This window comes from Vreelandella profundi (assembly GCF_019722725.1).
Lineage (GTDB): Bacteria > Pseudomonadota > Gammaproteobacteria > Pseudomonadales > Halomonadaceae > Vreelandella > Vreelandella profundi.
The window spans coordinates 2,028,902-2,051,217 of record NZ_CP077941.1; the positions used below are offsets into that span (position 1 = coordinate 2,028,902).

19 protein-coding genes are annotated in these 22,316 nt (G+C 58.7%); 4 read left to right on the forward strand and 15 right to left on the reverse strand.

Features of this window, described 5'->3' with window-relative positions; all coding sequences use genetic code 11:
• Positions 1 to 20: 20 nt before the first annotated feature.
• Entirely contained in the window at positions 21 to 1,229 is a 1,209-nt protein-coding gene (gene cbiE / locus KUO20_RS09340; protein WP_235039611.1) for a precorrin-6y C5,15-methyltransferase (decarboxylating) subunit CbiE, read from the reverse strand.
• Between cbiE and KUO20_RS09345 the strand changes: the two genes are divergently transcribed.
• The gene (locus KUO20_RS09345) at positions 1,228 to 1,968 is read left to right on the forward strand and encodes a cobalt-precorrin-6A reductase (RefSeq protein WP_235039612.1); all 741 of its coding nucleotides are present in this window, start codon (positions 1,228 to 1,230) and stop codon (positions 1,966 to 1,968) included. The two genes, cbiE and KUO20_RS09345, sit on opposite strands and share 2 nt — an antisense overlap.
• Here KUO20_RS09345 and cobJ read toward each other — a convergent pair.
• Genes cobJ through KUO20_RS09390 form a run of 9 tightly spaced genes read right to left on the reverse strand, consistent with a single transcriptional unit; the run spans position 1,957 to position 13,934 of the window.
• A complete protein-coding gene (cobJ, locus tag KUO20_RS09350) occupies positions 1,957 to 2,730 on the reverse strand; it encodes a precorrin-3B C(17)-methyltransferase (protein ID WP_235039613.1) in 774 nt (257 codons plus the stop codon). The genes KUO20_RS09345 and cobJ overlap by 12 nt on opposite strands.
• Entirely contained in the window at positions 2,727 to 3,488 is a 762-nt protein-coding gene (locus KUO20_RS09355) for a precorrin-2 C(20)-methyltransferase (RefSeq protein ID WP_235039614.1), read from the reverse strand. The genes cobJ and KUO20_RS09355 overlap by 4 nt, the downstream gene beginning before the upstream one ends.
• Positions 3,485 to 4,114, reverse strand: a complete 630-nt coding sequence (locus tag KUO20_RS09360; protein ID WP_235039615.1) for a precorrin-8X methylmutase — start codon at positions 4,112 to 4,114, stop codon at positions 3,485 to 3,487. Before KUO20_RS09360 ends, KUO20_RS09355 begins: the two co-directional genes overlap by 4 nt.
• Complete coding sequence (locus KUO20_RS09365; RefSeq protein ID WP_235039616.1) at positions 4,104 to 5,285, reverse strand: cobalamin biosynthesis protein CobG; 1,182 nt, start codon at positions 5,283 to 5,285, stop codon at positions 4,104 to 4,106. The genes KUO20_RS09360 and KUO20_RS09365 overlap by 11 nt, the downstream gene beginning before the upstream one ends.
• Positions 5,275 to 9,132, reverse strand: coding sequence for a cobaltochelatase subunit CobN (cobN, locus tag KUO20_RS09370; RefSeq protein ID WP_235039617.1), 3,858 nt, complete (start codon positions 9,130 to 9,132; stop codon positions 5,275 to 5,277). The genes KUO20_RS09365 and cobN overlap by 11 nt, the downstream gene beginning before the upstream one ends.
• Positions 9,132 to 10,229: a cobalamin biosynthesis protein CobW gene (gene cobW / locus KUO20_RS09375; RefSeq protein WP_235039618.1), complete on the reverse strand. Its 1,098-nt coding sequence runs from the start codon at positions 10,227 to 10,229 to the stop codon at positions 9,132 to 9,134. Before cobW ends, cobN begins: the two co-directional genes overlap by 1 nt.
• The gene (locus KUO20_RS09380; RefSeq protein ID WP_235039619.1) at positions 10,220 to 11,593 is read right to left on the reverse strand and encodes a cobyrinic acid a,c-diamide synthase CobB; all 1,374 of its coding nucleotides are present in this window, start codon (positions 11,591 to 11,593) and stop codon (positions 10,220 to 10,222) included. The genes cobW and KUO20_RS09380 overlap by 10 nt, the downstream gene beginning before the upstream one ends.
• Positions 11,593 to 12,186 carry a cob(I)yrinic acid a,c-diamide adenosyltransferase gene (gene cobO / locus KUO20_RS09385; protein WP_235039620.1) on the reverse strand — a complete coding sequence of 198 codons (594 nt, stop codon included), beginning with the start codon at positions 12,184 to 12,186 and terminating at the stop codon, positions 11,593 to 11,595. Before cobO ends, KUO20_RS09380 begins: the two co-directional genes overlap by 1 nt.
• Positions 12,183 to 13,934 carry an AAA family ATPase gene (locus tag KUO20_RS09390; protein WP_235042457.1) on the reverse strand — a complete coding sequence of 584 codons (1,752 nt, stop codon included), beginning with the start codon at positions 13,932 to 13,934 and terminating at the stop codon, positions 12,183 to 12,185. The genes cobO and KUO20_RS09390 overlap by 4 nt, the downstream gene beginning before the upstream one ends.
• 272 nt (positions 13,935 to 14,206) lie before the next feature.
• On the opposite strand from KUO20_RS09390, the gene KUO20_RS09395 reads away from it, so the two are divergent.
• From KUO20_RS09395 to KUO20_RS09405, 3 genes are read left to right on the forward strand one after another with little or no spacing between them, the layout of a single operon-like run.
• Positions 14,207 to 15,220: an ABC transporter substrate-binding protein gene (locus KUO20_RS09395; RefSeq protein ID WP_235039621.1), complete on the forward strand. Its 1,014-nt coding sequence runs from the start codon at positions 14,207 to 14,209 to the stop codon at positions 15,218 to 15,220.
• Positions 15,220 to 16,287 carry a FecCD family ABC transporter permease gene (locus KUO20_RS09400; protein ID WP_235039622.1) on the forward strand — a complete coding sequence of 356 codons (1,068 nt, stop codon included), beginning with the start codon at positions 15,220 to 15,222 and terminating at the stop codon, positions 16,285 to 16,287. The genes KUO20_RS09395 and KUO20_RS09400 overlap by 1 nt, the downstream gene beginning before the upstream one ends.
• Positions 16,284 to 17,051, forward strand: a complete 768-nt coding sequence (locus KUO20_RS09405) for an ABC transporter ATP-binding protein (RefSeq protein ID WP_235039623.1) — start codon at positions 16,284 to 16,286, stop codon at positions 17,049 to 17,051. The genes KUO20_RS09400 and KUO20_RS09405 overlap by 4 nt, the downstream gene beginning before the upstream one ends.
• Before the next feature lie 18 nt (positions 17,052 to 17,069).
• Here KUO20_RS09405 and KUO20_RS09410 read toward each other — a convergent pair whose 3' ends face one another.
• From KUO20_RS09410 to KUO20_RS09430, 5 genes are all read right to left on the reverse strand, one after another.
• Positions 17,070 to 17,681 carry a Yip1 family protein gene (locus tag KUO20_RS09410; protein ID WP_235039624.1) on the reverse strand — a complete coding sequence of 204 codons (612 nt, stop codon included), beginning with the start codon at positions 17,679 to 17,681 and terminating at the stop codon, positions 17,070 to 17,072.
• Between the two features lie 139 nt (positions 17,682 to 17,820).
• On the reverse strand, positions 17,821 to 18,591 hold the full coding sequence (locus tag KUO20_RS09415) for an ABC transporter ATP-binding protein (RefSeq protein ID WP_235039625.1): 771 nt from the start codon (positions 18,589 to 18,591) through the stop codon (positions 17,821 to 17,823).
• Complete coding sequence (locus tag KUO20_RS09420; protein WP_235039626.1) at positions 18,591 to 19,571, reverse strand: FecCD family ABC transporter permease; 981 nt, start codon at positions 19,569 to 19,571, stop codon at positions 18,591 to 18,593. Before KUO20_RS09420 ends, KUO20_RS09415 begins: the two co-directional genes overlap by 1 nt.
• Positions 19,571 to 20,494 (reverse strand): cobalamin-binding protein, encoded by a 924-nt coding sequence (locus tag KUO20_RS09425; RefSeq protein WP_235039627.1) that lies wholly within the window; start codon positions 20,492 to 20,494, stop codon positions 19,571 to 19,573. The genes KUO20_RS09420 and KUO20_RS09425 overlap by 1 nt, the downstream gene beginning before the upstream one ends.
• A complete protein-coding gene (locus tag KUO20_RS09430; protein WP_235039628.1) occupies positions 20,475 to 22,286 on the reverse strand; it encodes a TonB-dependent receptor domain-containing protein in 1,812 nt (603 codons plus the stop codon). Before KUO20_RS09430 ends, KUO20_RS09425 begins: the two co-directional genes overlap by 20 nt.
• Positions 22,287 to 22,316: the final 30 nt, after the last annotated feature.

Sequence of the window (22,316 nt, forward strand, 5' to 3'; positions counted from 1 at the left end):
CTTCTGCATTGCCCGCCCTTTCAACGCACCACCCGCCACTGCACAATCGGGTAGCTGGCTTTCCAGCCCCGGCGCTGGCCGATAGGCGCGGCAATGGCCAGTTCAAGGCGATAAAGATCGCCACCCACCGCCTGATGCCAGTGCGCGAGCAGCGCTTCTGATTCCAACGTAACGGCATTGACGACCACCCGCACGCCCGCTGGCAGGCGCTGCCATAACTGTTCTAAAAGCGTTTGAGAAAGCCCGCCGCCGATAAACACCGCCTGCGGCAGCGGCGCATTCGCCAGTGCTTCAAGCACATCGCCTTCTTTTAACTCTAGCCAGTCAACGCCAAGATACTGGGCATTGCTGCGCGCCCGCGCGGCCCGCTCGGCATTGTGTTCAAAGCCAATGGCCTGGTTGTCAGGGTGAGCTAGCAGCCATTCAATGGCGATGGAGCCTGAGCCGGTGCCGATATCCCACAGCCGCTCGCCGGGTTTAGGGGCCAGCGCTGCCAGCGTGATGGCGCGCACAGGCTGCTTGGTGATTTGCCCATCGTGGTCAAAAAAGCTGTCGGCAAGGCCGGGCGTGAGCGGCATAGACGGGCCGTCACCGGCCACAAGAATGCCCAGTGCTACCGGATGAGTGATATCCAGTGGCAGCGTCTCGCTCATGCTCAGCGTGCGGATTCGCTGGTTATCACCGCCTAACGATTCAAGCAGGGTTAGCTGAGACTCCGCAAAGCCAAACCGCACGACAAGCGAGGCCAGTTCGGCCACCGCATCGGCGTTTCTTACCAGCACCAGCAATCGCCTGCCGGCATGCAGATAAGGACGAATGCGGGTCAGCGGCTTGGCATGTAGGCCCAGACAGGAGCAGCGCTCTAACGGCCACGCCAAATGCGAGGCCGCTAGGCTAAACGTTGAGGGCGAAGGAATGGCCGTCCATTCGCTGGCAAGCAGATGACGCGCCAAACTTGTCCCGGCACCAAACCAAAACGGATCACCGGACACCAGCATCACGACTCGACGGCCTCGCTCGTTCAGCAGCTCGGCAATACCGTCGGCAAACGGCACCGGCCACTCGCGAATCGCCGCTTTTAGTGGCGGCAAAAGGCGCAAGTGGCGGCGCGCACCGAATACTACCTCGGCATCCGCCAGCTGCTGACGGCTTGCCGCCGTCAATCCCTCTGTGCCACTCTCCCCCCAGCCTAAAACTGTCAGCCAGGGAGTATTGTTAATCTCAGCCATGATAAACGTCCTGATTCTTGGCGGAACGAGCGAAGCCAGCGCGCTGGCCTGCGCGGTTGCCGAACGTGGGCTTCCGGCCATCTTTAGCTACGCAGGTCGCGTCAGTGCGCCAAAGCCCCAGCCGCTGCCTACCCGCGTTGGGGGCTTTGGCGGAGTGGATGGCCTTATCGCGTTTATTAAGCACGCGGGCATTACCCATGTCGTCGATGCCACCCACCCTTTCGCTGCCCAAATGAGCCGCAACGCGCTGAGTGCCGCGGCGCAAAGCGGAGTGGCGCTGCTGGCATTGACCCGCCCGGCTTGGCAGCCTAAGCAAGGCGACCAATGGCAGCCAGTGGCGAGCATTGATGACGCCGTGGCCGCGTTGGACGGCCCACCCCAGCGCGTGCTGCTGGCGATTGGTCGTCTACATCTGAAAGCGTTCAGCGCACAGCCCCAGCATCACTACGTGCTGCGTCTGATTGACCCGCCAACTGAAACGCCGCCGTTAACTCATTTTACCACCACGCTAGACAGAGGCCCGTTCACCCTTGATGGCGATTTAGCGCTGCTAAAAACGCAGCGTATCGAGCGTATAGTTTGCAAGAATTCTGGTGGCGAAGGCGCCGAGGCTAAGCTTGCGGCTGCGCGTCGCCTGAAGGTGCCTGTGATAATGATCGAACGGCCAATGCTGCCAGCGCGTCGTGAAGTTCATTGTGTCGATGACGTGCTTGCGTGGATTAACGCCTCAGCATACTGACCTTGGGGTATACACCAGCGGAGCCTTGTGCTCATCCGCGCCTGAGCTTTTCATTCGCTCAATTCGGCGCGTTTGACTAGAGCCGACAATCACCAGCGTGCGCATATCGGCCATTTCTGGCGTTGCTTCGGCCAGGGTCGTCACGCGAATCGACTCATCGGGCGTGGAAACCGCTCGGGCGAAGATGATCAAACGCTCCGGTTCACACACCTCACGCAATACCTTCAACGTACGCTCAAACCCTATCGGCCGAGCCTGAGAACGCGGGTTGTAAAACGCCATGGCGAAATCGGCCTCTGCTGAGAGACGCAGACGCTTTTCAATCAGCGACCAGGGCTTAAGGTTGTCGGATAAATTAATACAGCAAAAATCATGGCCGAGCGGCGCGCCTGCCCGTGCGCTGGCTGCCAGCATGGCGGAAATGCCCGGCAATACCTGAATATCTATTGAGCGCCAGCGTGGGTCGCCTGCCTCCAGCGCCTCAAACACGGCGGATGCCATGGCAAACACACCCGGGTCGCCGGAAGAAACCACCGCAACGCGATGCCCCTCAAACGCCAGCTGCAGCGCCTGTTCAGCACGATTAATCTCTTCGCGATTATCTGAACCATGGCGAATAAGCCCTTCACGTGGCGCGACCCGATTAACGTAGGGCACATAGCCCACCACATCCGATGCCTCTAACAGCGCGGCCGAGACCTCGGGCGTGATCATCCTCGCCGCCCCCGGCCCTAAGCCAACAATTTTTAGCCATCCGCTCATGGGCGCCTGCCGTTGCCGTGTATCAGCACAATCGAGAAATACGGCACGTTCTCAGTTCCTTCAGCTAGCAGATCAAGATCGCTTAGCGGCAGCACGCGCTGCTGCGCCATCGCCGCGTACTCGATTAGCCACGCCTGATGTTCACGGCCAGCCGTTACCAGCGCCCGTCGCAGCTTGTTAAGGTTGCGGCCGATTTTCATGACGACCAGCGCATCGGTCTGAGCAATCCGCTCCGCCAGCGTATGCTCAGGGAGCGTTGCCATGAGCACGGTCAGAATGTCATCGCCCCAGGTGATCGGCTGCCCGGTAGCGGTCCAGGCCGCCGACATACCGGTAATCCCCGGCACTACGGAAACCGAGACCCGGTTAAGTAGCCGCGTGTAGAGGTGCATAAACGAGCCGTAGAAGAACGGATCGCCTTCGCAGAGCACCACGACGTCGCAACCGGCGTTGGCCATCTCAATCAGCTGGGCAACGCTCTGCTCATAAAAAGACGACAGCAAGGCGTTATAGCGCGGGTCATCCACCGGAATTTCCGTGGTCACCGGATATTCCATGGGCAGCTCAATAACATCCGGCGCCAGCAGGCCTTCAACGATGCTGCGCGCATGGCCTTTACGGCCCTTCTTACGAAAATAGGCAATGTGCGTGGCCTGGCGAATCAACCGATCGGCCCGCACGCTCATTAAATCCTGACTTCCTGGCCCCAGGCCAACGCCCACAACGCTTCCCTGGATCGTTCGGGTTCCTTGGGTCATTCGCTACGATCCGCCAGCGCATTGAGGGCTGCGACCGTCACCGCGCTGCCACCTAGTCGGCCGCGCACGATACAGCTAGGAATCGCAAAATTCTCCCACAGCGCCTGCTTGGATTCCGCCGCTCCCACAAACCCGACCGGGCAACCGATCACCGCCGCCGGGCGCGGGCAGCTAGGATCTTCGAGCATATTTAAAAGATGAAACAGCGCGGTGGGTGCATTGCCAATCGCTACAACGGCGCCTTCAAGATGCGGGCGCCAAAGTTCAAGCGCTGCCGCTGAGCGGGTATTGGCCATCTGTTGAGCCATGCCCGGCACGCGTTCATCGCGCAGGGTGCAGATAACCTCGTTGTTAGCCGGCAAGCGCTTGCGAGTAATGCCTTCCGCGACCATATGCGCATCGCAGAGTATCGGCGCGCCCTGCTCTAATGCTGAGCGTGCGCGGTTAACCGCATCGTTTTGAAAATGAATATGCGCGGCAAGCTCGACCAGCCCGGCGGCGTGAATCATACGAACCGCTACCGGCTCTTCTTCTGGCGAAAAGCGGCTTAGTTCTGCTTCGCGTCGGATAATCGCAAAAGATTCCCGGTAAATCGCCGGTCCGCTTGTTTCGTACTTATAGGGCACCCAAATTCTCCAGATATGCAATTACCTCAGCATGACTGAGGCCTGTCTGAACCGGCGTGCTGTCGGCACGGCCGTTGACGATAAGATTAAATTTTCCAGCATGGCCCACTAAACAGACCGCTGCAGCCTGTTGGCGGGCACAGCCCTTGGCGCAGCCCGACACGTGAAGAGATGTTTCCACCATCCCACTCAATCGCTCGGCCAATGGCTGCGTGGCGACGCTTGCCTGTGCGCAATAAGGCGCGCCGGGGCAGGCATCCATCAATAGTCGCGAGTCACTGCTATCGCTGATCAATCCCTCTACCGCGGGCAAGGCCTCGCCGTCAGCCAGCGCCTGCTTGACCACCAAACGCCGCCAGGGCGTGACGCGCACGTGAGTCACTGACGCCGGCGTCACGGCTGCGCGCCAGGCGCTGGCCGGCGCACGGCCAAACGGCAGCCCATAGACTATCCCAAAGGGCTGTTTGCCAAGCGTGAGGCTTGCCGCTGGCTGCGCCGGGCGCACGCTGGCGGGCGCCCATTGGGGCAGCGCTACCTGATGTCGGCGCATCCGCCCGGCCTGGTTTCCGCCGCTTTCCACAAACCAATGCGTTAGGCGAATCAGGTGCTCTACGGCGGCCTCAATCGAGCCCACTGGCGTGCCACGCTGATGCCCCTCCGCGCGCGCCATCAAACCTCCCGATTCAGAGCGCTCAATGCGAAAATCTGCCGCAGCGTCGCTCAGTACCGGGGCGTCTCCCGCATCAATTGCAATGCCGACCTTGCCTGGCATGATGGCAAGCGCATCGCGCTTAGCTTGCAACAACCGTGCGCCGGTATGCGTGTCATCGCCTATTTGCCATCCGGGGGCCAGCATGATGGGCGGCAGGCGCTCGGCCTCCGGATTGGCATCCACCAGGGTGTTTTCGACCAGAAAGCTCATGAGCGCAGGCCAGCTAGCGTCGGTTACTCCGCGCAGCTGGATATTGGCTCGGCTGGTGAGCTCTATTAAGCCGTTACCAAACGTATCTGCCGCGTCACACAGGGCCAGCACCTGGGCACGTGAAAGCTCGCCCATGGGCGGGCGAACTCTTACCAGCAGACCATCGCCGGTTTGCATAGGCTGCCACGCGCCGGGGCACCAGCCTTTAATACGCGGGCTGAGCGCCTCTGCGCGCGTGTTAATGGCCATAGCGACCGGTCTCTTTGGCTTCATCTATTTCCAGCAGCAGGTCTTGCAGCGCCTGCCCCTGCTCGCCTGGGTCTTGCCACATACCGCGCTGGGCCGCTTCAAGCAGCCGTTCGGCCATTTCTTCAAGCGCAGCAGGATTATGCTCACGCAAAAACTGCTGGCTGGCCGGGTCAAGCACGAAGGCCTCGCTGATCTGGGCGTACTGATAGTCCGCAACTAAATCAGTGGTGGCGTCGTAGGCAAACAGATAGTCCACGGTGGCGGCCATTTCAAACGCGCCTTTGTAACCGTGCTCGCGCATCGCATTTATCCATTTAGGGTTCAGCACACGCGAGCGAATAACGCGGGCAAGCTCTTCTTTCAGCGTGCGAATCTTGGGGGCGGCCGGGTTAGCGTGATCAGCGTGATAAATGGTCGGCGCATGGCCGCTTAGCGCACGAGTGGCATTGGCCATGCCGCCTTGAAAAGCGTAGTAGCTGTTGGAATCAAGAATATCGTGCTCGCGGTTATCCTGGTTTTGCATCACCGCGTCCAGCCCTTTGAGCTGCTGTTCAAACGCCTTGCGTGCACCAACGCCCGACTCTTTAAACTGCCCATAGGCGTAGGCGCCTGCGCCTAGGTACGCCGCGGCCAAATCGTCAGCATTGTTCCAGGCGCGGCTTTCGATTAGCCAGTTAAGGCCGGCGCCGTATTCACCGGGCTTGCTGCCAAAAATACGATAGCGGGCCTGTTGAGCGGCGCTTTCAGAAGACATTCCTTGAGCTTCAAGCGTGCGCTGCTGGCCGAGCACGGCCGTTCGAATGGTATTGCTGTCGCCCGGCTCCTGATACTCGGCAACGGCTTGCACCGCGGCATCGAACAGCCGAATGACGTTAGGAAAGGCATCGCGGAAAAAGCCGGACACACGCAAGGTGACGTCGACGCGCGGGCGGTTCAGCAGCATCGACGGAATCACTTCAAAATCGAACACTCGCTGCGAGCCCAGCGACCATTTAGGCCGCACGCCCATCAGCGCAAAAGCCTGAGCAATGTCATCGCCGCCGGTGCGCATGGTGGCGGTGCCCCAAATCGACAGGCCCAGGCGGCGCGGATAGTCGCCGTTATCCTGCAGATAGCGCTCGACAAACGCCTGTGCCGATTTCTGCCCCAGCGTCCAGGCTGCCGGTGAAGGAATCGAACGGTTATCCACGCTAAAGAAATTACGCCCGGTTGGCAGCGTGTCCAGCCGCCCTCGGCTGGGGGCGCCGCTCGGCCCAGCGGGCACGAACAGGCCATCCAGCCCATCCAATAGCGACTGAATCTCCATTTTCACGCCGCGCTGCATAGCGACCCACAGATGTTCGCGGGCATAGCGCAGCTGCTGCGCGGTCGCGGGGTAAGCTTGGGCGAGTTCAGCAAGGCAGCCCTGGGCGAGCACGTAGTTGCTAATAAACTGCTCGGCCAATAGCTCCAGCCGCTCACGGGTATCCGCACCGGTTCGCCAAGCATCGGTAAGCTGGCTGGCCAATATGGCCGGGCGCGGGCCGTTCCAGGGTTCACTGCTGGCTGCAAGCGGATCAAAGGGGGAAACTTCGGATAGCTCAAGGTCATCGGCCAGATTATGCAGCAGGCCGCGCTGAGCAGCCGCCTCGCCACGGGGCAGCCTCAATAGCGCTACCAGCGTACCCGCCAGCTTCTCCTGAGGTGGCAGCGTGCCCAGAATATGCAGGCCGTGGCGTATCTGCGACTCTTTAATATCGCAAAGGAAGGTATCCAGCTCATTGAGAATCTCGCTGTCACAGCTGCTATCAACAGCGCGGGCAAGTTCCTGATCGATACCGGTTGCACGCAGGTGGCTCAAAATCTGCTCACGAATCAGCGCTTCGCGCCGGGGGTCCATATCCAGCGCCTGATAATACTCATCACACAGCGCTTCAAGTTCGGCCATCGGCCCGTACAGCTCAGCTCGCGCCAGGGGCGGCATTAGGTGATCAATAATCACCGCTTGGCTTCTACGCTTAGCCTGGGCACCTTCGCCGGGGTCGTTGACGATAAACGGATAGAAATGCGGCAGCGGCCCCAGCGCGATATCCGGCCAGCAGTCGGCACTTAGCGCCGTGCTTTTGCCCGGTAGCCATTCTAAATTGCCGTGCTTGCCCACGTGCACCACGGCATCAACGTGATAGTGCTCGCGAAGCCAAAGATAGAACGCCAAGTAGCTATGCGGCGGTACCAGCTGCATATCGTGATACGACTGCGTTAAGTCAATGTTCGGGTCTTCACAAAACTCACGCTCTGGCTGAATACCGACAAACGTTTCACCCAGGCGAACACCGGAAATCATCAGCCGCCCCTGCCGACACTTGGGGTCATCCGTTGGTGCGCCCCAGCGTGCCCACACGGTTTCTTGGAGCGTGGCGGGCAGCGTTTCAAACCAGCTTAAATACTCATCAATGCTAATACTTTGCCAGCAAGCGCGCTGGTCGAGGCTTTCGTGATCATTGGTAACCGCACCCTGCAGCAGGCGAATCAGCGCATCGCCATCGCCGGGGATATCGGTTACCGGGTAGCCCGAGGAAGCCAGCGCGTTTATGAGTTTTAGCGTTGAGGCGGGTGTGTCTAGCCCCACGCCATTGCCAATACGTCCATCGCGGTTGGGGTAGTTCGCCATAACCAGCGCGACACGCTTTTCAGCGTTGGGCGTTTGGCGCAGGTCGCAAAACCGACGTGCCAGCGTGGCGACAAAGGCCGCGCGTTCAGGGTGCAGCGTGTGATGCGTGACCGACAGCTGGCTGCGGGCATTGTAGTGTGCCTCGGCCTTAAACCCAACGGCGCGAGTAATGACGCGCCCGTCCATTTCAGGTAGCACTATCTGCATCGCCACGTCGCGGCTATGCAGCCCGGCAGCCATTCCCTGCCAGTCTTCGGCCGTGCTGCTGGCCATCATGGCCTGAAGCACCACGGGGCTGCCGACAAACAGGCTGCCCGACACATCACTGCCCTGCTCGCTGCTGAGGGCATCGACCTCGTCGGTATTACGGTTGACCGAAAAGCTGGTGGTATTGATCACCAGCATGGCACCGGTTTGCTCAATAAGATGATTGGCAAACGCGATACAGGGCCCCTCTTTTAGCGATGCCACCGCCACGGCTAACGGCTCAAGCCCCTGGGCTTTAAGCGCATCGATCATGCCGTCGGGCACGGCGGTATTGCCGCCCTGCAGATGGCTGCGATAAAACAGCAGCAAGCAAACAGGCCGCTCAGCAACACGCTGATCACGCCATTCACTTAAGCTCACCGCCTGGCGCCCGCCTGCCTGCGGCGCATAAATCACCGCTGCGGGGATCACCTTCGGCTCTTGCCACGGATGAGCGTGGGCTAAACACTCGCTGCCCACAAAGCGCAGCAGCTGCTCTGCATTGTCAACGCCGCCTTCGCGCAGGTAGCGCCACACGCGGTAGGCAGCGTCAAAGCTCACGCTCGAATCGTTCAGTAGCGCATCGTCCGGTGCATCGCAGCCGGGCACCATAATCAGCTGGCGCTCTGGGTTCGCTGCAGCCCAGGCCAACAAGCGTTCATGGCCGTAGGGCCAATAGCCCTTGCCGCCCAACACCGAAACGATGACCAGTTTGGCTTTTTCAAGCACGCGATCTTCATAAAGATCAAAGGCCGCAGGCTTTACCAGATTCATCCAATTCGCCAGCCTCACCGACGGGTAATCATCGCCCAGGCGGTCAACCGCCTGAGCCAGCGCCGACAAGTTACTGTCCGCCGCCGACATAATGACGACCTCGGCGGGGCTTTGTTGCAGGTCGACGATACCTTCATCGTCAACAAAGCCCCCGGGCTTGGCAGCGAAAAGATGCATTAAGCGCTGACCGTGCGCTCAGCGCTGGATAGCGCCGCCTGAATGTCGTCGCGATTAAGCGCTTTACCAATAATGACCAGCTGGGTTTGGCGGCGCTCATCCTGCCCCCAAAGCCTATCGAAGTAGCCGTCTAGCCGCTCGCCTACCGCTTGAATTACGCGGCGCATCGGCTTGCCGGGAACCGCCGCAAAGCCTTTAGTCCGATAGATTTCTTGTGTTTCTAGCAGCTGCTGAAGCTGGGTTGCCAGAACGTCGGCATCGACTTCGCCAAGCGTTATCACACAAGAATCAAAATTGTCGTGGGCGTGATCGTGGTGCGCGCCTTCGGCGTGATGTTTATCGTGGTGGTTGGCAATCCGGTCGATGTTCTCTTCGCTGGCCGCGCCAATGCCCATTAATGCCTCTAGCTGAGCGGTGTCGGTCGTCAGCGTTTGGTCGATAAACAGGATTTTGACCGACGCTGGCACCCGCGCTTTTACTAACGCCTCCACGCGGGTCTTCTCCTCTTCACTTAGAAGATCGGTCTTGGTGACCAAGACTAAATCCGCGGCGCTGAGCTGATCGTCCAGCAGTTCACGCAGGCTCGGGTCGTGATCAAGGCTTTCGTCAGCTAAACGCTGGGCCGCCACTTTACCTTCGTCGCTGGCAAAACGGCCGGCGGCCACGGCAGGTCCATCGATGACGGTAATAATCGCATCTACGGTGCAGTGGCTGCGCACCTCAGGCCAGTTAAATGCCTGCACCAGCGGCTTGGGCAGCGCCAGCCCGCTGGTCTCGATCAAAATATGGTCGATATCATTACGCCGCGCGACCAGCTTTTTCATCACCGGCAAAAATTCTTCTTCCACCGTGCAGCAGATACAGCCATTAGCCAGCTCGTAAATACTGCCGTCGTCGGTTGAAGCTTGCTCGCCCTCCTCACAACCCAGCGCACAGCTGCGCAGCAGGCTTGAATCTATGTCCTGCTCGCCAAATTCGTTGACGATCACCGCAATGCGCTTGCCGGTCACCTGGCGCAGAATATTGGCCAGCAGCGTCGTTTTACCGCTGCCGAGAAAACCGGTGACGACGGTGGCGGGGATTTTATTTAGCTGCATACGTTAAATTCCTCTGTGGCGCTAGGCTGCGCTGACGCTGCTGAGCCGCTGAACAGGCTTGCGACCGCGGCAGGATTATTAGGAAAGAAAAAATGAAGATACGATGCGGTTAGCTGGCGCTGGCGATAAATCGGCTCGCCCGGTGCGGGGTGGCGCTGACGGCGACCGTGGGCAATGGGTTCGGGCGTTCCATCCGCCATTGAGCGATGATGCGCATGCCCGCGAAGAGCGCCTTCCGGCAATTCGGCGGTCTGCATCCCCTGGCAGCCTCTTCGTCCGCGCATGGCGCCTTGTCCTGGCAGCAGGCCCAGCATCGTATGGGTGTTTTCGTCGTAGTCGGTCAGCGTATCCATGCAGTAGAGCATGCCGCCACACTCAGCAAGGATGGGCTTGCCTGCGCGATAAAAGCGCTGAATATCCTCGCGCATGCCGGCATTCTCAGCAAGCGTAGACGCATGTAGCTCGGGATAACCACCGGGTAGCCAAAGCGCATCACAAGAAGGCAAACGGCGCTCGCTCAGCGGCGAGAAAAAACATAGCTTAGCGCCCATCTGCTCAAGCAAGTCTAAATTCGCCTGATAGATAAAGCTAAACGCCGCATCTTTAGCCACGCCGATGGTCTGGCCCGCCAGCGATGATGGCACTGACGGCGCATGATCTTGCGCAGCGGTGAACGTAACGGGCGCCATTTCCATCAGCGCCGTCGCAAGCCCAGCGGCGTCTAATGCGCTGGCGGCGGCTTCAAAGCGCGCTTCCAAATCGTCACGAATCTCGGCTGCCTGCACTAGCCCCAAATGGCGTTCGGGAAGCGTTAAGGCGGCGTCGCGCGGCACTGCGGCCAGTAGCGGAATTGAGGGTGGTAGCGCTGACTCAATCAGCTCGCGATGGCGCTGCGTGCCGCAGGCGTTGGCGATCATGCCTGCGATGTGAAGGTCATCGCGAAAGCCTGCAAGGCCCGACATCAGAGCAGCCGCCGTTTGTGCCATGCCTTTAACGTCCATCACGATCACCAGCGGCAAATCGAACAGCGCAGCTAAATCAGCGCTGGAAGGCTCGCCATCGAAAAGGCCCATGGCACCTTCCACCAAAATAATATCGGCACTCACCGCCGCTTGATAAAAGCGCTGGCGGCAGTACGACTCACCGGCCATCCACAGATCTAACTGGTCCACAGGCTGGCCCGATGCTTGCGCCAATATTTGCGGGTCCAGGTAGTCAGGGCCGGTTTTAAATACTCTGACCACTTTTCCCTGGTTGCGCAGCAGGCGTGCAAGCCCCGCCGTCACGGTTGTTTTACCCTGACCTGAAGATGGTGCGGCGATAAATAGCGCCGGGCAGCTAGCGCTTGGCAAAGATGTCGTCATCAGTACTCGATCCCCGCCTGAGCTTTAACACCGTTACGAAACGCGTGGCGCTCATCCTGTACGGTGCTGATGGTATCGGCGATTTCCTGCAGCGGCAGCGCCATGGTACGGCCGGTGATAATTACGTTTTGATGAGCGGGTCGGCGTAAAAGCGCCTCGACAATGGGCGCCGTGTCTAAATAGCCGTATTTGAACATGTAGCTCATTTCGTCCAATACGATAATGTCGTAGGCCGGATTTTCTAACAGTCCACGGGCGATTTCCCAGGCGGCCTCGGCGGCTTCGATATCGCGCTCGCGATCCTGAGTTTCCCAGGTAAAGCCCTGGCCCATAATGTGCCAGTCAAGCTGAGGGTGGTCGCGAAAAAACAGATACTCACCGGTCTCGCGGCGGCCTTTAATGAACTGAATGACCGCGCCTTTTTGACCGTGGCCTAACGAGCGCGCCAGCGTGCCGAAAGCAGAGCTGCTTTTTCCTTTGCCGTTTCCTTTTAGCAAAATCAACACACCGCGCTCTTCAGACGCACGCGCGATTCGCTCGTCGATCATTTCTTTCTTACGCTGCATACGGTTTAGGTGGCTGCTATCGCTCATGCTGGCTCCTGAGTGGGCGGTGTCCAATAGAGTGCGCCAAGCTGCTGGGCAAGACGCGCTGCCTGGCCCCGTTTGACGAAGGACTGTTCGGCATCCATAACCACGCAGTCGCCAAGCGGCGGCAGGCCCGCAACAGATTCACGAGTACGCCCATCGGTCATTAGGTAAGTACGGATAAGTAAGCCAGGATCACGTCGCTGCCACTGGCGAATCAACTGACCGGCGTGGGCAACCGCTTTGCGTAGCGGTGTGCCGCCGCCGCCATCGGTGGCATTCAATAAAGCTTGCACACTTTTGGGAGCACGCTGTCGTGGCAGTAGGCACGTCAGCGTGTCATTACCAAACCCGACGACCGCCATTTGCTCACGAGCGGAATAAGCTTGGCGGGTAAGGCTATCAACCCACCCTTTGGTCTGACCCAAAAGCCGCTTACCGAGCGTCGAGCCGGAGGTATCAAGCAATACCAAATGCACCAGCGGCTGACCGGTTCGCGCCTTGCGATAGCGCAGCTGACGCCAAGGCCACTGACCGCGATTAGCGATCAAAGTGCCAAACCAATCGGGGCGAAACGCCGACGCTGGCGGCTTATTGGCTCGGCCCTGCCCCAGCGCACTGCCCTTTTGGGTGCCGCCGTTAGAAAACGCGTGTTTCGCGGTGGGCCGAGCTAATAATGCAGGCAGCGAGAGCGGCTGATGTTCTAGCATGTTCTGCGCTATGGGCGGCATGGCGCCCCACTGCCCGTGTGAAGCTGGGCGCTCGTTAGTATTGCTTGACGACGCTGAGCTGCCGGGATCTTGTCCCGATTCTGGGGGCGGTGATGATGGTGAAGATGAAGGGGGTGAAGATGGCGGCGGTGAAGTTGGCGGCTCAGCCGACTTGTCTTCAGCGCGCGTACGCCGATGGGCCAGCACCCACGGCTCGACGCTATCGACATCTTCTTGGCTAATCGTCGTGTCACCGCGCCAAGCGGCGTGGGCCTGGGCGACGCGGTGCCAGGTGACGTCGGCGCGCATACCTTCAACGCCTGCCGCTTCGCAGCGCTTAGCGATGTGCTCATATACCCAGGCAGATGCCGTTACCGTCGCCAGCCCCCGGCGCGCCTGCTCTATACGGCTGACGAGCGCAGCTTGCTCGGCGGCAAATCCTGCGACAAACCCAGCGGGATCGCGATCAAAGGCATCGCGCTGCTGCACAATGGCAATGCGCGCGTCAATACTGACGTTAGGCGGCTGCTCAAGGCACAGCCCAAAGCGATCAAGCAACTGGGGGCGAAGCTCTCCTTCATCGGGGTTCATGGTGCCGATTAGGCTAAAGCGCGCCGGATGCGAATGGCTAATGCCATCGCGCTCGACGATGTTGATGCCGCTGGCCGCCACATCAAGCAGTAAATCGACCAGCGTATCGGCCAGTAGATTCACTTCATCGACGTAGAGAATCCCGCCATCGGCTTTGGCCAATAGCCCTTCATGGAAAGTGGCTTCGCGCTCAGCGAGTATTTTTTGCAGATCAAGGCTGCCGATTAGGCGGTCTTCGCTGGCGCCAAGCGGCAAGGTGACAAACGGTGGTTTGCGCTTCTCGCTCTCAGGCAAAATAGCCGCTAACGCACGCGCGAGGGTCGATTTTGCGCTACCGCGTGGCCCGCTAATCAGCACCCCGCCAATACGCGGATTAATCACATTTAGCAGCAGCGCTGTTTTAAGCGACGACTGGCCGACGACGGCGGTAAAGGGAAACTCAACCACAGGCATCACCATGGGCAAAAGGAGCCAAGTTAATACATTAAACGGCCTAGGGACACCGCCTCACGCGTGAAAATTATTCATACCAGACAAGAACATAACGATAGAGCCAAACGTTAAGAAAGTGACTACAATGACCGCCCAGTATAGTGGAAGGCGTTAGGTAGAGGCCAGCCTATCACGCCAGCACGTCGCCAAGCGCAAAGGCCTTGCGTGCTTTATTCTCTCGTCTTCGGCAGTCTGTCGAGTCTTTCCTCAATCGGCATCTGGAACTCCGTCCCATGAAACTTGCCCACCCGTTATGCATTGCTTTGGCTTTTCTACCGGCCCACGCAGCCTTTGCTGATAACACGGCTTATCCGCTCACGCTGACTAATTGCGGTGTAGAGGTAACGTTTGATGCGGCCCCCGAAAGCACGGTAACGGTCGGCCAATCTGCGACCGAGGTACTCTATCGCCTGGGGCTTGCCGATAAGGTGAGCGGCACGTCGGTCTGGTTTAATCCAGTATTGCCCGAGTTCAGCGATGACAACAGCCGCATTGAGCGTATTGCTGATAACGATCCAAGCTTTGAATCTGTAGTGAACAAGCGGCCTGATCTCGTCGCGGCTCAATACGAATGGCACGTCGGCCCTACCGGCAGCGTAGCTACCCGCGAGCAGTTTCATGAGTTGGGCATCGCGTCTTACATCATGCCTGCCGACTGCGATACTAAAGACAATGCTACCGGCGGTGATGGCACCCGGGTAGCGGCATTCTCAACCGACTCAATTTATAAAGGCATTCACGAGCTGGCGGCTATTTTCGACGTACAGAACGCCGGCGTTACGTTAGTGGCCGATTTGCAGGCCCGTGAGGCGCGCGCTATCGAACTGGCGACTAGCCTTGCGCTGCCCGACGACCTGTCGGCCGTGTTTTGGTTTTCCTCCTACGATTTAGCGGCCGATCCTATCGTTGCCGGCCAGCTGGGCGCGCCTGGCTATATGATGGAGCAACTCGGTATCCAAAACGTAGTCACCTCTAATGAAGAATGGCCGACCGTAGGCTGGGAATCGATTGCTCGGGCCAATCCTGACGTGATCGTTGTGGCACGCATGGACCGGCGCCGCTACCCAGGCGATGACCTGGCTACCAAACTTGAGCTTCTGCAAAGCGACCCGGTTACTCGCGAAATGGACGCCGTGCAAAACGGCCGCATCGTGGAGATGGATGCACATGCGATGAGCGCCACGATGCGCAGCATTTATGGCCTTGAATCTCTTGCCCAGGCGTTATCGACCATGTCGTTTAACTAATGCCTATCGCGCTCAAGCGATCATGTGCGGAGGGCTTTGGGTGGCGCTGGCTATGGTTAACGCCGCTGGTGCTGTTCATAGCGCTAATGGCGGGCACCGCGATTGGTGAGACATCTATTCCTATTGATACGATTTTCAAAGTGCTGGCTAACCAGCTGTTCGGGGCTGACTATGCCGTTGATCGCATTGATGCCGGCATTATTTGGAACTATCGGCTAAGCCGCGCCATTGTCGCCGCCTGCTGCGGCACGGGTCTGGCCTTAGCGGGGGTGGTGCTGCAAGCCCTGCTGCGCAATCCTCTCGCCGACCCCTACCTGATGGGCATATCGGCCGGCGCTTCTACCGGCGCGGTCGCCGTAGCCGTGGCGGGCGTTGGCGCGGGCGTTATAACGCTTTCAATTGGCGCTTTCGCAGGTGCGGGATTGGCGTTCGGGTTGGTGATACTGCTTGCTCATGCCGCGAGCAGCGGCGCCGGCGGCGGGCGCGGCATTCAGGCGGCGGGGGCTATAATTTTAGCGGGCATTGCCGGCTCGCAGCTATTTAATGCCCTGACCGCTTTCATTATTACTAAATCAGCCAGCGCGGAGCAGGCCCGTGGGATCATGTTTTGGCTACTGGGCAACCTTTCCGGCGTGCGCTGGGACAATGTGTGGATGGCGGTTCCCGCCGCGCTGTTTGGCCTTATTATTTGTCTATGGCACCGGCGAGCCCTGGATGCCTTTACCTTCGGTACCGATAGCGCGGCTTCCATGGGCATTGCCGTGCGGCCGGTGCGTGGCCTATTGATTACCACGATGGCGCTGGTGACGGCGATCATGGTGTCTATGGTGGGGGCCATCGGCTTTGTAGGCCTGGTGATTCCGCATGCCATGCGCTTTATTGTCGGCAGCCGCCATACGCGGCTGGTACCTGCCGCGGCGCTGGCGGGCGCTGTGTTTTTGATTTTTTCAGATATCCTGTCACGCATTTTGGTCACAGGACAGGTGCTGCCGATTGGTGTAATCACATCGCTTATTGGCGCGCCGGCCTTTGCCCTTATCCTGATACGCGGGACGAGGACACGATGAAGATCACGGCCGAACAACTCACCTGGCGCGTTCATGGCAGCCAGCTGCTGACCGACGTTTCGCTGTCGGTAGCCCCTCGCCAAACCTTTGGCCTAATTGGTCCTAACGGCTCGGGTAAAACCACCTTGCTTCGGCTTCTCGCGGGGCTGCGCAAACCGAAGCAAGGTCGCGTGCTGCTGGGTGATCGGCCGATGAACACCATGCGTCAGCGGGATATCGCCCAGTCGGTTACGTTAGTGGAGCAGCAGGCGGAAACCACTGATCGCATCAAAGTGCGCGATGTAGTGGCGCTTGGCCGTACGCCGTTTCTGTCTGCGCTGCGCCCCTGGTCCAACCAGGATGAGCTGATTGTGGCGCAAGCGCTAAAGGATGTGGACATGGCCCATATGGCTGACCGTTTTTGGCATACGCTGTCAGGCGGGGAACGCCAGCGCGTGCATATTGGTCGGGCGTTGGCTCAGCAGCCTAAAATCCTGCTGCTTGATGAGCCGACGAACCATTTAGACATTCGCCATCAGCTCTCGATTCTTGAGCTGGTCAGGCAACTACCGATCACGGTGATTATTTCTCTTCACGATCTTAACCACGCCATGGAGTGCGACCGAATAGGCGTCATGGAGGGTGGCCGTCTGGTCGACACCGGCCCACCTCTAGACGTACTAACGCCTGATCGCTTACGTCAGACGTTTGGCGTTTATGCCGATATTTTTGCTGACCCTATCGACGGCAGCCAGGTGATGCGTTTTCGTAGCGCCGTTTCATAACAGCCCGTGACTGAACCCTTACCTAAAAAAATCCCAGACGACGCTGTGCTCAGTGCCCATGCTCCACAGCAGCACCGTGACGACGAGCAGCGCTTCTAGCACCAAGACACCAATCCCCAATGTTTTGATTGAAAGAATAAACCCACGCTGATTGCTAATGCCTAGAAAACTTGGCGTCCCTTTGTAGAGCAGGTAGCCGGAATACACTAGCCCAATCACCATACCCAGCATACAGAGCCAGAAAACCGGATACAGCGCAAAAATCCCGCATATAAACATGGGGGTCGCAATGTAGCCCGCAAAGATAAGACAGTCGCGGCGACTGGGACGCTGCTCTATATCGCGGGCCATCCAATAGATCACGCTACCTACAATGCCTACGGCCAGCAGTATCAGTGCATAAAAAGCCACGCCTAGCGCAATGCCGTTTGAGAGAGATACTTTATAGGTGCCACTGCCGCCATAGGTCCAGCCAACCTGAGTGGTTCCAATCAGCGCACAGACGACGGGGATAGCAGCAAGCAAAAGAACGTGATGGGCATAAAGATGGGTGACCGTTTCATGCTCGCCACTGATCTTATGCCATTCTCGTTCAGGATGATGGAGAAGCCCCCAAACATGATGGATCATAACGACCTCCCGTTTTGCAGATGCAATATCGATAGGATCATTCATTAACCGACCGGGCCAGCAGTGGCCCGCGTCAATATTCAGTGTAGGCCAAGAATCAGGTGTGAAGCGGTTTATCGCTGGAGGTTCTAGAAATAGATTATTCGTTGATGGGTACAAACACCGGTGCGCCTTCCACCTCAACCACCGCTAGCCGCTGACGATACAGCTTTTCCAATGCGCTAGGCACCAGCATGCTATCCCGCGTGCCCCAGCACGCCTCGCCATTTGGATAAAGCAGCAGCACGTGGTCACACCAACGAGCGGCTAAATTGAGATCGTGCAGGCACATCATTACCGCATGGCCGGAAGCGGCCTGCTCGGCCATGAGGGTCATCACTGAGCTTTGATGATGAAGATCAAGATGATTGGTGGGCTCATCGGCCAGCCACACGCTGGGCGCCTGCGTTAGCACGGTGGCAATGGCCACGCGCTGGCGCTCGCCGCCCGAAAGCGTGCTGACCAAGCGGTCACGTAAATGCACCACGTCTAAGCGCTGCAGCGCTTCTTCCGCACGCTGATAGTCCGCGGCGCCCTCCATTTGCCAAGCAGATAGGTACGGATGACGCCCAATCAGCGCGGTCTCTAATACCGACGCAGGAAAGCCATCCTGGCGGTCTTGAAATACCAGCCCCAAGCGCTGGGCAATGTAGCGGCGACGGCATTGATGCATGGGCTCCCCATCCAATCTAACCTCGCCGGATCGAGGCGCTTGCAGCCCTGCCAGAGTATGCAGCAGCGTCGTTTTACCCGCGCCATTGGGACCCAATACGCCCCAGCGCTGACCGGGCTGAATGGTTATATTAAGCGGCGTTCCGCCTTCTCTACCAGGCACATCGATGATGAGGTCATGGGTAGAAAGTTCGCTCATCAGCGGCTCCGATAGAGCAGAAACAGAAAGGTAGGAACGCCCAGTAGCGCAGTGATCACGCCGACCGGCAGCTGTTCTGGCGCGATCATGGTGCGCGCCAGCGTGTCGGCCAGTACTAACAGCGTGCCACCCGCTAACGCGCAGGCAGGCAGTATCAGCCGCTGATCATTACCCAACAGCAAGCGCAGCATATGCGGCACCACTAAACCCACAAAACCAATGCTACCCGCGGTCGTGACCGCCGCCGCCGTTAGCAAGCTGGCGGCAACGTAGATACACCACTCAAGCGGTTTAACCGCAACGCCCAGCGCGGCGGCCTGCTGCGGGCCACGCGCCAGCACGTTTAAGCTACGCCCAAGCGGAATCAGCACCACGCAGGTGGCTAATAGCAGCAGTAGCGGCGGCCACGGCGTTCGGGCGTAGGAAAGATCGCCCATCAGCCAATAGAGCATACCCGGAAGACGCTCGGCCGGGCTCAAGGCCAACATCAGCGTAATCACCGCGCCCCACCCAGCCGCAACGACGACCCCCGTAAGCAGCAGCCGAGAAGGCGTCCAACTGCCGCTGCCGTGCGCCAGCCCAAACACAAGAAAGGTAGAAAACAGCGCGCCGCCAAACGCTGAGCTTGAGATAGCCAACCCCCCTAGCCCTGCCAGCATGGCCGCCAGCGCGCCAATCGAGGCGCCTCCAGAAAGCCCAAGCACATACGGATCGGCTAGAGGGTTACGCAGCAACACCTGCATCAAAGCTCCAGCTACCGCTAGCAATCCACCCACCGCAAAGGCCGAAAGCGCGCGAGGCAAGCGCAGTTCTAGCACCATGGTCCGCGCTAAGGCATCGCCCTGCCCGCCATCTCCTGTCACCACTGTCCAAATTTGCGCGGGGGAAATCTGTGCACTGCCGACACTCAGCGCTATCAGAAGCGCACCCAGCGCCGCCAGCAGCAATAGGCTCAGTGGCAGACCCAGGCGCGTTAACATTAAGTATTCCTGCGATTTTGGCGGGCGATATCAAGCTTCTCACAGAGCAGCTGAGTGCCCTCCATGAGGCGTGGCGTGGGTCGCTGTATGAGCGATGGCGGTACGAAAAACAGGTTATCTTCAGCCACGGCCATCAAGCTGGAATACTGCTCCCAGTGCGTGAGCCAGTGACGATTTTCTTCCCCCATGCCGCCAGCCACAATGACTTCAGGATTCGCGGCCAGCACAGCTTCATCGTCGATGCGTGGGACAAGCCGTGACTGCTCGCCGAAGACGTTAACACCGCCACACAGTGTGACCACTTGGCCAATAAGATGCTGGTCATTAACGCTCATTAATGGCTCGTCCCACACTTGGTAGAACGTCGGCACCGGTTCGCGCTCGCTGTAGCGCTCGGCAAGCGCGGTCATGGTCGTGCGAAAATTATCGGCAACGGCCTGCCCGGCAACTTCAGTACCAGCCAATCGTGCCAGGCGTTCGATGGCGCTGGCCACGCCTTCCATGCTGCGTGGCTCAATGTAAAACACCGGCATCCCCAGTGTTTTCAGCGTTTCAAGCTGCTCTGCCGGGTTGCCTGTTATCCAGCCGATCACTAAATCGGGCGCCAGACCTACCAGCGCTTCTAAATCAATGCGGGTATGACTACCTACTGAGACCACGTTTTTAGCGTCAGGCGGGTAATCGCTGTAAGACACCACGGCCACCACTTGGTCGCCGGCACCTGCTGCGTAAGTCAGCTCAGTAGCCCCAGGCGAAAGAGTAGCAATACGCTGGGCGGCCGAGTGAAGGCAGACCTCACGGTCTCGGTCATCAATGGCGCAGCGCGCAGGATTATCGGCGAACGACGCGCCCGATGCTGCTAACAGCGCGAGGCCCAAGGCCCCGCGCAGTAGTTGATTTTTTCTATTGGCCAAAATGCACACTCAAAAATCCTGCTCGGCCTGCGTTAATGTAGTCCGCGCCGTCAAAGGAACGCGTGGTGATGTAGTCTTGATCCAGCGCATTTTCAACCGTCACACGGGCGCTCCAAAGCGGAGCGAACTGCCAGCCAGCACGAAGGTTAACAAGCCCATAGCCACTAAGGCGATCGTTATTTTGCGCATCACGATAGCGATGATTTTGCACTATCCAGGAGCCTCCCAACGACCACTCGCCCAGCTCGCGATCAGCGTCTAAGCGCACACTTTGCGTGGCGCGATTTTGCAGACGATTACCCGTCAGACGATTTTCCGGATCGGTATAGGTCAATGCGGCGGCCAGCGTCCAATCATTAATCTCAACGCCGCTTGCAAGCTCAGCACCGCGAATGCGTGACGTGGGCACGTTGAACTGAACACCCTGCCCTGCGATCAGGTTATCGATATCCGTTTGATAGATAGCGGCATCCCAGAACCAGTTTGCGTACTGGCCGCGCACGCCGACTTCAATTGATTCAGACGTTTCCGACTCTAAATCAGGATTGCCAAAGCCAGGGAAATATAGCTGGTTATAGGTAGGGGCATTAAACGCCGTCCCGTAGCTCGTGCGTAACGTATGATGGCTATCTACGTCGTAACCCAACCCCAGGCTACCCGTTACTTCATTGCCATAGGCTTCGTTGTCGTCAAAGCGTAGGCTGGCCTGAAGCATAAGCGGCGAAAAATCCAGCAGCGCTTGAGAGAAAACAGCGGCGTTGCTGCGGCTACTTTCATCGTAGGCCGTCGTGCCGCTTACCCGGTCTTCGCTGTACTCACCGCCGGCGATTAGCTCGTGTACTCCCGCCGTGAAGGTGTTTTCCCAGCGAGCGGTACGCACTTTGGTATTAAAGACTGACTCCCCCGAATCAGCGACGTTATCGCTTTCATCCCGGGATTCGCTGAGCGTCAGCCGACTCCGCCAGTTATCCATCAGCGGTAATTCGCCGTAAACACCCGCCACCTGCTGAACAAAATCGTTTTCACCGCCGTCATATTCATTATTACCGCGCGCACGGAGCGCCAGCACGCCCATTTCAGCGCCACTCTCAAACGTATGCGAAACTCTCGCCAGCGCGGACGTATTGTCGTAACCCTTATCGTCGCCGCTGCGCCGTACGGGTTGGCCATCGGTATTGAAATGACTGCCGGCAAAGCTATAGCGCGTACCGCCTTCACGACCACTCATGCCAGCACTTAGTCGCTGGGTATTAAAAGAGCCCCCGCCTACCGATATACGCGGCTGCGGGCCCTCTTCTTCACCTTGCGGTGTAAAAAGCTGAATGACGCCACCAATCGCATCGGCACCGTAAAGGCTGCCACGCGGACCGCGCACAATTTCAGCACGGTCAAACATGCGCGGGTCAAGATACGACCACGCTGCACCGCCGCTAGTGGCCGAGCGCAAACGGATACCGTCAATTAACAGCACGTTTTGGCCGCTACCGGTGCCACGAATAAAGACGCTGCTGTTTTTTCCGAAGCTGCCGTTGGAAGACACATCAACGCCCGGCTGGCCGCGGAAAAGGTCGGTAATACTGGTAGGGTCCTGGCGGCGAAAAGTCGCTTCGTCGATCACGGTCACCGACGACAGGCTTTCATTCGCCGTACGCGGGGCCAGTGCTGCGGTGATCACGACAGGGTTAAGCGATTCAGCCGCTGCCGGCGTATTTTGCGCCGTGGATTGGGCCTGAACGGCCAGCGGCAGCGCAGATATAGCTAACGCCGCAAGCGTTGCGGCGGTATTAGAGCGATGGTTCATGTGAGATCCCTTGCGCGTCGTGCTCACCCG

Coding starts and splice junctions, on each gene's coding strand:
- KUO20_RS09345 (WP_235039612.1), top strand. CDS start 1,228: ATGATAAACGTCCTGATTCTTGGCGGAACGAGCGAAGCCAGCGCGCTG.
- cbiE (WP_235039611.1), bottom strand. CDS start 1,229: ATGGCTGAGATTAACAATACTCCCTGGCTGACAGTTTTAGGCTGGGGG.
- cobJ (WP_235039613.1), bottom strand. CDS start 2,730: ATGAGCGGATGGCTAAAAATTGTTGGCTTAGGGCCGGGGGCGGCGAGG.
- KUO20_RS09355 (WP_235039614.1), bottom strand. CDS start 3,488: ATGACCCAAGGAACCCGAACGATCCAGGGAAGCGTTGTGGGCGTTGGC.
- KUO20_RS09365 (WP_235039616.1), bottom strand. CDS start 5,285: ATGGCCATTAACACGCGCGCAGAGGCGCTCAGCCCGCGTATTAAAGGC.
- cobN (WP_235039617.1), bottom strand. CDS start 9,132: ATGCATCTTTTCGCTGCCAAGCCCGGGGGCTTTGTTGACGATGAAGGT.
- cobW (WP_235039618.1), bottom strand. CDS start 10,229: ATGCAGCTAAATAAAATCCCCGCCACCGTCGTCACCGGTTTTCTCGGC.
- KUO20_RS09380 (WP_235039619.1), bottom strand. CDS start 11,593: ATGACGACATCTTTGCCAAGCGCTAGCTGCCCGGCGCTATTTATCGCC.
- cobO (WP_235039620.1), bottom strand. CDS start 12,186: ATGAGCGATAGCAGCCACCTAAACCGTATGCAGCGTAAGAAAGAAATG.
- KUO20_RS09390 (WP_235042457.1), bottom strand. CDS start 13,934: ATGCCTGTGGTTGAGTTTCCCTTTACCGCCGTCGTCGGCCAGTCGTCG.
- KUO20_RS09395 (WP_235039621.1), top strand. CDS start 14,207: ATGAAACTTGCCCACCCGTTATGCATTGCTTTGGCTTTTCTACCGGCC.
- KUO20_RS09400 (WP_235039622.1), top strand. CDS start 15,220: ATGCCTATCGCGCTCAAGCGATCATGTGCGGAGGGCTTTGGGTGGCGC.
- KUO20_RS09405 (WP_235039623.1), top strand. CDS start 16,284: ATGAAGATCACGGCCGAACAACTCACCTGGCGCGTTCATGGCAGCCAG.
- KUO20_RS09410 (WP_235039624.1), bottom strand. CDS start 17,681: ATGATCCATCATGTTTGGGGGCTTCTCCATCATCCTGAACGAGAATGG.
- KUO20_RS09415 (WP_235039625.1), bottom strand. CDS start 18,591: ATGAGCGAACTTTCTACCCATGACCTCATCATCGATGTGCCTGGTAGA.
- KUO20_RS09420 (WP_235039626.1), bottom strand. CDS start 19,571: ATGTTAACGCGCCTGGGTCTGCCACTGAGCCTATTGCTGCTGGCGGCG.
- KUO20_RS09430 (WP_235039628.1), bottom strand. CDS start 22,286: ATGAACCATCGCTCTAATACCGCCGCAACGCTTGCGGCGTTAGCTATA.